The organism is Pseudomonas sp. IT-P4, assembly GCF_949767755.1.
Taxonomy (GTDB): domain Bacteria; phylum Pseudomonadota; class Gammaproteobacteria; order Pseudomonadales; family Pseudomonadaceae; genus Aquipseudomonas; species Aquipseudomonas monachiensis.
Genome location: NZ_CATKPX010000087.1, coordinates 1 through 475, shown reverse-complemented (window position 1 = coordinate 475; position 475 = coordinate 1). Strand labels below are relative to the sequence as shown.

Sequence of the window (475 nt, the reverse complement as noted above, 5' to 3'; positions counted from 1 at the left end):
ACTCCGGTAATTGCCGCACGCATGATCAGGGGGCGCGAACCCGCCGGTGCGGATGAGGTGTTGGTCACTACGCGATACTTCTGACCCAGGGTGGCCTTGGCCTTGTTGGTCATGTAGTTCTGAATGTCCGTCAGCGTTTGCTGGTTGACCCGCTCATCGGGTTTTGGCGCAGGGTAGAGCTCCAGTTTATTAAACACCACGGTGTCATAGGCATTCGGGTTCCACGAAGGGCTGACCCAACGCATTGTGGTACCGCCGCTCGGCGTTTCGACTTCCTGCAGGTTGTTGTAGTTGGACAGGAAGCCTGAGTATTGCTCCTTCTCAGTCACTTTCGAGGTGCAACCGCCTAGCAGCAGACTGGCCAGCGTGGCGCCGACGAGCAGTTTTCGGGACAGATTCATAGTGGTGTTTACTCCTTGGAAGAAATCTTCGTTCTTTTGTTTACAAGACATCAAAATCGCCAGGTCATGTTTCC

The 475-nt window shown here is 54.3% G+C and carries 1 protein-coding gene; it reads right to left on the bottom strand.

Annotation, left to right across the window (positions count from 1 at the left end; genetic code table 11):
• Window positions 1-401: DUF3313 domain-containing protein (locus ACM6IT_RS25870; RefSeq protein WP_414918970.1), on the bottom strand; the 401-nt coding region annotated here is incomplete at its 3' end.
• Between the last annotated feature and the right edge of the window lie 74 nt (window positions 402-475).